Source organism: Moorena sp. SIO3I6, from assembly GCF_010672095.1.
Genome location: NZ_JAAHHU010000236.1, coordinates 1 through 7,755, shown reverse-complemented (window position 1 = coordinate 7,755; position 7,755 = coordinate 1). Strand labels below are relative to the sequence as shown.

Here is a 7,755-nt window from a genome sequence, read left to right as displayed (position 1 = left end):
CTTCGTCACTACTAATATTCCGTAAGGCAAAGACTAATAACTGAGCATCACTTCTAAAGGTAGAAGGACGACTAATCGCTTTTCCTACTCGGCTATTTATCCAATACCTCAGTCGCAATTTTACTTGATCCAAGCCTTGAAGGATATCCCCAGATACAGAGGTAACCCGCAATCTCTCTAAAGAACAAAAATCAATAAAATCCGCAAGGGTAGGCATTAATTGCCATTCTTGAGAGTCTAAGCCATTGATATTTGCTGCTACATAACGGTCATGGATTTGATCATCATCAAAAAAGGCTTTGATTGCTAAGCTTAACATGGCTCTGATGTTATCCGTATAAGTCCGGTCATGAAACGTCGTGGAGCCAAGAACCATTAGCATTAGTGCTTCGACTAAGAATTCTTTGTATTCTGTAAGTCTCTCTTGTTGTAGTTTAGCATCTAATCCCTTTAAATTGGGCAACTCGAAAAGATTAACTGCCTCTCGACCAATATCAAAATAAGCTCCTTTATCCCCGAGAAAAGCGGTGTAGTCACTAAAGGTAGAACTGCCATCGGGTTTTGGATAATCCATAGCTGAGATGGGGATACCATGAGCCAAGGCTTGGGTAATAATTCCCGATGCCAAAACAGATTTTCCACTGCGGGTGGTTCCGAAAATACCTAGGTTTTTATGCTGTTTGAATAAGTCAATAAAAACTGGCGTACCTCCTTCAGCAGAGATTAATTCAAATCCCGTTCTATCCACTGTCCGGGTTTTGACTACTGGCATTAACCCTGGTGCAATATGGCTTAAATAGGTATGCGATCGCTTAAATGGACTCATTAAGAGTCTGCTCCAGGAAATTGGCAAGGTTTCTAGCCAGATTTTCCAAGGATATTCGGTCTCCCTTACCATCCAAGCTGGTGGCGGAAAATAAGATTTTAAAGTATAACACGCCTGATCTAAATCTTGTGGAGAATCGCGATGGACTAAGAAAACAACTGAGACATTAAATGGCACGGCCCCTTCATAGATAGCCGCCTGAGCCTCGACATTTTTCTGAATATTTAATTGTGCTTTAACATTAATCGTATTTTTCTCTTGTGCATATTTTGAGGAGACATTTGCCTGTTTCGTCAGCGAATGCATTTTGCTGGTTACTGTTTTAATATTCGCTTTGGAAATCTCACAAAAACAATCGGTGTCATAGACCTCATCTTTTGCCATGACTTGCCAGAGATAGCGCATTTGGGATTCTTTATTCCTCCACCCCTCAGGCTTGTCTAAAAAGAGCATGACTGCGGTATACTTCTCCTTGAGATTAATCCAACGTCGATCAGCAAATGGAATAGCGGTATAGTCTTCCATTAACAGAGAAACCGGGTGGATTTCTGAGTAAACCTCCTCGGTAACTCCAGCTTCAGTTAAGGAAAGCAACTGGGGAACTGAACGAGGTGGTGTATCATTAAATCGCTGCCACACATAATTCCAAGACTCTTGAGCAGAAAGAGGGCGAATCGATAGACCCATTTGATTGCTCAACAGCCTTTCCCAAAATTGATAGCCATTATTAAAGGCAATCTCTATTACTCTCTCGATCTGCTGTTTTTCATACTCATCCAGCTTGCCAATGAATCCGTTCCACCACTTGGTAGCTGTCATCAAAAATTCTTCGATTTTATCAGATGCTCCCTCTCGACCTGATTCTACGGTATAGGTAGCAAATAAATACAACGTCTTTGGCTTTCTAATTCCCCCTTTGGTCAAGTCTTGAATTCGCTTCTTTTCTCCCATGATTAGGTACTTTAACTCGTTAGAGTCTGTCCCCTTGATCAGCTGACTCAACGTGTTTTGTCTATCAGTGTCATCAGTGAAAGACTTTAGGTGAATCGTGAGGGTTTCCTGGTCTGGGAAATCTTTTAACCCAGCTTCGATGGCATCAAACACCGGGTCAATTAACTCCTGGCGTAAGGTGGTGTGAATGCCTCGACATTCAAAACCAAACACAAATTTATAGGAAGCTTCTCCTTTTCTGAGAATGTATGCCCCAACATCAGAGCCATCCAGTCTGACTTCTAGGAAACTAGCTAACTTACAGTCATCCTCGAACGGCTTTAAGGTTTTCTTTTTACCATTTCCTACATCAACCCGCTTCTTTCCCATCTTTTGTTTAGCTTGATCGTAAGCTTGAGTGGTTGTCATACTTTTTAGCCTTTGCCCTTTGCTTTTTCCCTTTTAACGTCTAAAAGCCTTTGGTATCTACCCATTCCTCTTGTCCATTGAGGTACAGGTATAAACTTAGAAAGAAATTTCCAATGGCTAGAGGAAGTTAGCACCCACCAAGTAGACATACCCCAAACTCCGAAACAAGATGTCCATACCCAACTAGCTCCTAGTACCCCCTTGACGATGTAATAGGCAATTGCCCAAATTATTGCCCAGGGGATAAACTGATCGGCTGGAATAGGACCAATTTTCGGTTTTTCATCAAGAGTTCGGTTAACACGACGGAATTGTTGCTCTGAATTATTTGCCATAGGTCAAGCTATTTTGGATCAGACTTGCGTTCCTATCAGTGATTGAAAAAACTTTCAATCTCAATAAAACCCTGACTACTCATCCCTTCAGCTATATCAAACTCAACAGGCAAATTAGATGTACCGTAGTTTATGCCCCTGTGCCAGTGATGTAGCCTGCTAACAGATCACCCAAGGTAACTACAATCAAAATGATGATTGGAGTACGGGCTAGGGTTTTCCAGTCATCATCTTGTTGGGCAGCATTGACTACTTTGACCAATGAAATGCCTAAATAAATTAGGAATAGTGCTCGTAAAACGTTAAACACCAGGGACACCAAATCGGCGTCTACTTCAGGAATAGCACTAGTTAGCCAATCTTCTGCGACTTGGAAAAACTGGGCATGGGCTGGCGCAGCGGTAAAGTCCAACATAAACCACAGAAAGGCGAATAGGAAAAGACAGGCTCCTAAACCATATTTCCTGATTAGCCGTTGAATTTGATTCCCAGAATTACTAGGTTGGACTCCAATCCACCTCACTCCCACAACTAGACACATCAAAAATGATACACCCATCAAAGGAGTGACGGAGGTACTGATATAGAGATCCAATGCCATTGCGATCGCAGCCATGACCATTAAATAGCCCAAGGGCACTTGCTTCAACTGAGCAAACAACTTAGCAAGCAACTTAGCAAACATAGTTTCTTTACTTTTCCAACGCTGTTGTTGACGAGGTGACATCGCAACAGAGGACTTGTTCACCATGGTGGATTTTTCTTTCCGTAATTTTTCTGACTCTTATTGTGATACAGAAAATTTTTAAACCGCAAAAGCGATCCTAGAGGAATAGTTCAATTTATTTTAATTAATAAATGTTACTGAGTTAAGGAGCATTTTGAATAAGCTAAATGATTGTAATTGCTTCACCTCAAGGATTACAATTACTTAACCTCTCAATATCATTGGCACAGCTCCCCAACAGTCTCACAATGTTACTCGTCCAAAAGGAATAGATAAATAAACTGAATTTTAATAAAACTCTGATAAAATAAAAAAAACTTAACAAAAAAAACGCTGAAACCCAACCTATAGGTAGAGGAGTTAGTGCTTAGTGGTTAATCAGCTATTTTGCTTAATTCTAAACTTAAAGCATGAAAATTTAACAATTAAACCTTAATCAATAATTGCTAAGCACTAATATCATGTCAGGATAATTACCCTTAATAAAAATCTGCCCCATCTCCCCATATTCCCCTCCTGGGAGGGGTTAGGGGTGGGTTCCCACACTCCCCACCCTTCCCACACTCCCCACCCTCCCCGCGCCCCCGCCCCAACAGTTATAGATTTACAACAAAAAGATGCATCCACCGAATCTTGGTATCTACTTCACCAAACCACTGCGAAGTGCTTGTACTGCTGCTTGTGTTCTATCGTCACAGCACAGTTTCCACAGCACAGACCGAATGTGAGTTTTAACTGTGCCAAGACCTAGCAATAATCGCTGGGCAATTTCGTCATTTGTATAACCGGCTACGATCAATTCCAAGACAGTTAGCTCCCGTTCAGTCAGTGGATTTTCCCTAAGAATCTGATAATAGTCAGGCTCACAGGAATTGATTAAAGTAATCCCAGAAAAATTCTTGCCGGGTGACTTGATACTGTTTTTTAGGAGATAACCAGCTATTTCTGGATCAATCCAGTGTTGCCCTTCATAGGTAGCTTTTAAAGCATCTAAGAAAGTACTGGTGTCTACATTAGTTTTAGGAAAATTGATACGTTTTAGATAATAGGAATCTACCCCAGCCCCAAAAGCGCTTATAACAAATTCTTCTGATGTGTCCCAAGATAGCAGCAATATGTTAGGAAAAAATGCCACTTTCCAATTTCTGACTAACCGCAATAACGCATCACTATTGCTTGAATGCTCTAAATTAATGACTACTATGTCCGGGTTAGATTTTTTTAAAAAGGCCGCCACATGACGCAAGCTAGAAACTTGAGACACCAAACTGACTTCTTTGTACTGCTCCAAGACTTTTCTGAGACCTAACTGCGTCAAATCACCCCTCTCAATCAGTAACACCCGAATTTCTTTGATTACGTTCATAACCATTGACTAGAACACTGATACCGAAATTGACAACTTAGGATGTGTTTGCTGACCTGACAACCCAAAAAAAAATGGAAGCGATTGGCCGTAGGCCACGCTACGCGAACGCGCTCCATAGCTCAAGATTGGTCAGCAAGCTTGTGATCACGAGTCGCCACCTACCGAAATTGTTTCCATCGGTTGATTAGCGCTTTGACCCAATATTACTGATGATACAACTCCGGAGTATTTTACGTGTGTCAATGATAACTTTTGGTTGACTATTTATAGTTGAAGGTTAACGACACTATGTCGTCAACCTTCAAAACCACTAAAATATTTCTCTTTTTTATCCTTATTTACCCTTAGTTGGATTTTTCGCTTGCTCTAAGGCAATTTCTTTAAGGGCTTGATAAGAGTTGATATTAGAAGCACCCTCAATTGCCTTGACCGCTAAATCCTGAACTTGTTTGAGGGCAGTATCGAGTTGCTGGGAAAGACTGTGTATCCGTGCTGAGGATTCTTTTATTGTCTGTTCCAGGGATTCAATTCTTAGCTGATAGACACGATTATTTCCTTCTAATTCCTTATTCTGTAAGTCGGCTTGAATTTTGACCTGGTGGCTAGCAATCGCTTTGCCTTCTTCTTGGGCTTTTTTGATAGCAACTGATTTTTCCTGGTCGAAGGCTTCTACCTTAGTTTTTAATTCTTCAAACTGCTTCTCTCGCTCTGCGATCGCATTTTCCCGCTCTGCCCATTGTTTCTCTTGTTGTTGCCTCGTTTCCTCCAATTCTTTGTATAAACGTTCTTGGTTATGGTTGTAGGTTTCTTGATCTAAGCTGCGTTGTAGGTCTAAATTATAATCATACTCTTGAGCATCTCGCTTACGGGTTTTATTTTGTTCTTCATTCCGTTCTTTAATAGCTCGTTGCTGTTCCTCTTGTTCTTTGTACCAGGATTGTTTTAACTGATTAATGTCCAGCTCTAACTCTTCCCGTTTTTGGTAAATTTCTTCATCGAAAGCTTTAGAGCTATTCTGATAGGTTTCGATTAAGGTATCTAAGGTATCGTCTTGAATTTCTGATAAATTGTGGAGTTCAGCAAGTTGTTGAGTTTCCTCAGTAACCGCTGTTCGTAATTCTTCTAGCTTAGCCGCTTCTGATGTTAGTTTTTCCGACAACTCACTGACACTACTCCCAAACCCTAATTGCAGCTTAACCAGGCTGTCAAGGGTATACATCATTTTGTCTTTCATGACTTTTGCTGGTACAGATCCATTAGTTTGCTTTTTTTCCACCGTGGATACTTGAGGAGTTTGCGTTTTGTTCATCTGCTTCATTTCTTTTTCCAAAGCATTTCGTTCTGCTAGTAATTCCTTGTAAGCTTCTAAAATTTCTGCTTTGGTGTTCTTGCTGTTAGGTTTGCGTGTCATACTTTCAAGGTTATATTCTATTTGACAATTTCTGAACTGATATCACTATTCACTAATTTTGATCCTTGCTTCTTGAAGACCCATCAAAAGCTTTCAAGGTCAGGGCTTGGGACTGTTTCAAGGTCTCTTGTAGCTGACTATAGAGATTTTCAATTTGTTTATTTTGTTTTTCTATGTGTTGCTCCAGGGACTGAATTTTAACGTCATAACCCTGTTGAGTAACTTCCCAGCCTTTGGTTAGTAAATCAGCCTGTACTTTAGCGTCGTTTTGGACTTTTTTAATGGCTTTATCTTTTACTTTTTTAACGATTTCATCTAGCTCAGCAGGGAAAGCTTCCACTTTCTGTTGATACTCCTCAAACAGGTCTTGAGATTCTTGTAGCTTCTGTTCTCGCTCAGACCATTGCTTTTCTTTTTCTTGATTGGCCTCTTGCAATTCTCGCTCCTGGTTACGGCTCAGTTCTTCATACTGATCCGTCTCAATTTTACGGTTACGTTCTAATTCGTATTGATAGTCAGCTTCTTGGCGTTGTCGTTCCCGAGCCAATAATTCGTTTTGTTCTTGACGTGCTATTTCAAAGTCTTCCTGGTCTTTTTGCCAAAGCTTACGTTTTTGCTCTTGGTCTTTTTCGATCTCTTCTCGCTGTTGATCTGCTTTTTGCTCTAGGGATTTTAGCTTTTCTTGGTGCTCTTGATTGAGCAAATGTAAGGCATCAGCTACAACTCGAATTTGCTGAAGGTATTGCAAGTGTTCAGTTTCTACTTTAATCGCCAGCTTTAGCTCATCAAGTTTAGAGGCTTCTGAGGATAATTTTTCTGACAATTCATTAACGATGGTGCCAAACTCTAGCTGTAAATCAGCCATTCCTTTGACAATATTATCAACGGTATAGTTTGAGGCAGTTTCCAGGACTTGTTGATTTTTAGCTTTTTCCGCTTCTTCTTCTTTGGTGGCAATTTTTGAGTCAATGTTTTGCCGCTCTTTTAGGATTTGCTCAAAGGCTTGGAAAATCTGGTCTTTGCTGTCTTTTGTGGCAACCATATAGTGTGTTCCTTTGACGATATTTAGATTTTTTTAATTGAAAATGATTACTTGAAAATTGCTATAGCGCAGGGAATAGGGAGTAGGGAGTAGGGAGTAGGGAGTAGGGAATCGGGAATCGGGAATTGGGAATCGGGAAAAAATAGGTGTGTGTATTTCATTAATATGGAAAACGCTATAGTAGCCGGTGGCTGGTTAGCAATATTCATCCACCCTGGGAGATCCCCCCTAACCCCCCTTAACAAGGGGGGAACAATAGACCCCATGAACAAAAAGTCTATGGTTGCTCTGGCTTCCCCCTTCCGCGCGGGGGACGGGAGGGGGATCCCGACGGGTGGTTGGGGGGATTTATCCAAAAGCCACGCAGTATTGACAATGCTCTTATTTGAGTTGACACTCCCCGGTCTAAAGACACGGGGATTCTTCACTCAATGATCCAACTTGCTCAACCAGGTCGGAACCAGGAAAAGTAGAGGCCGAAATTAAACTAAGCCGGTGAGTCGCCCCACCGACTCGTCTTCAAAACCGTACGTGATACTTTCGCATCATACGGCTCCTCATCAAACGGAACCATTGTCATTGGTACCTTCTAGAATGGGTTTTCATCTAACTCAGAGGAGTCTGTATTTGACTCTTGACGTTTTGACTGAATTCCGATTCTATGTTTTTCATCGTGACAGTGGAGG

General features: G+C 41.1%; 7 protein-coding genes. All 7 read right to left on the bottom strand.

The genetic code is table 11. The annotated features are described in order from the left end of the window. Positions 1-2,185, bottom strand: a 2,185-nt coding sequence (locus F6K49_RS32440) for a hypothetical protein (protein WP_293103270.1), incomplete at its 3' end; no start/stop codon positions are given. A 5-nt stretch (positions 2,186-2,190) separates the two neighbouring features. Continuing rightward, a complete protein-coding gene (locus F6K49_RS32435) occupies positions 2,191-2,520 on the bottom strand; it encodes a hypothetical protein (RefSeq protein WP_293026822.1) in 330 nt (109 codons plus the stop codon). Positions 2,521-2,650: 130 nt separating this feature from the next. After that, entirely contained in the window at positions 2,651-3,247 is a 597-nt protein-coding gene (locus tag F6K49_RS32430) for a hypothetical protein (RefSeq protein WP_293103267.1), read from the bottom strand. 459 nt (positions 3,248-3,706) lie between these two features. Then, a complete protein-coding gene (locus tag F6K49_RS32425) occupies positions 3,707-3,874 on the bottom strand; it encodes a hypothetical protein (protein WP_293038114.1) in 168 nt (55 codons plus the stop codon). A 13-nt stretch (positions 3,875-3,887) separates the two neighbouring features. Beyond that, positions 3,888-4,619: a response regulator transcription factor gene (locus F6K49_RS32420; RefSeq protein WP_293103264.1), complete on the bottom strand. Its 732-nt coding sequence runs from the start codon at positions 4,617-4,619 to the stop codon at positions 3,888-3,890. A gap of 331 nt (positions 4,620-4,950) precedes the next feature. Continuing rightward, complete coding sequence (locus F6K49_RS32415) at positions 4,951-6,027, bottom strand: hypothetical protein (RefSeq protein ID WP_293026831.1); 1,077 nt, start codon at positions 6,025-6,027, stop codon at positions 4,951-4,953. Positions 6,028-6,079: 52 nt separating this feature from the next. Beyond that, entirely contained in the window at positions 6,080-7,069 is a 990-nt protein-coding gene (locus F6K49_RS32410; protein WP_293026834.1) for a hypothetical protein, read from the bottom strand. Positions 7,070-7,755 lie beyond the last annotated feature (686 nt).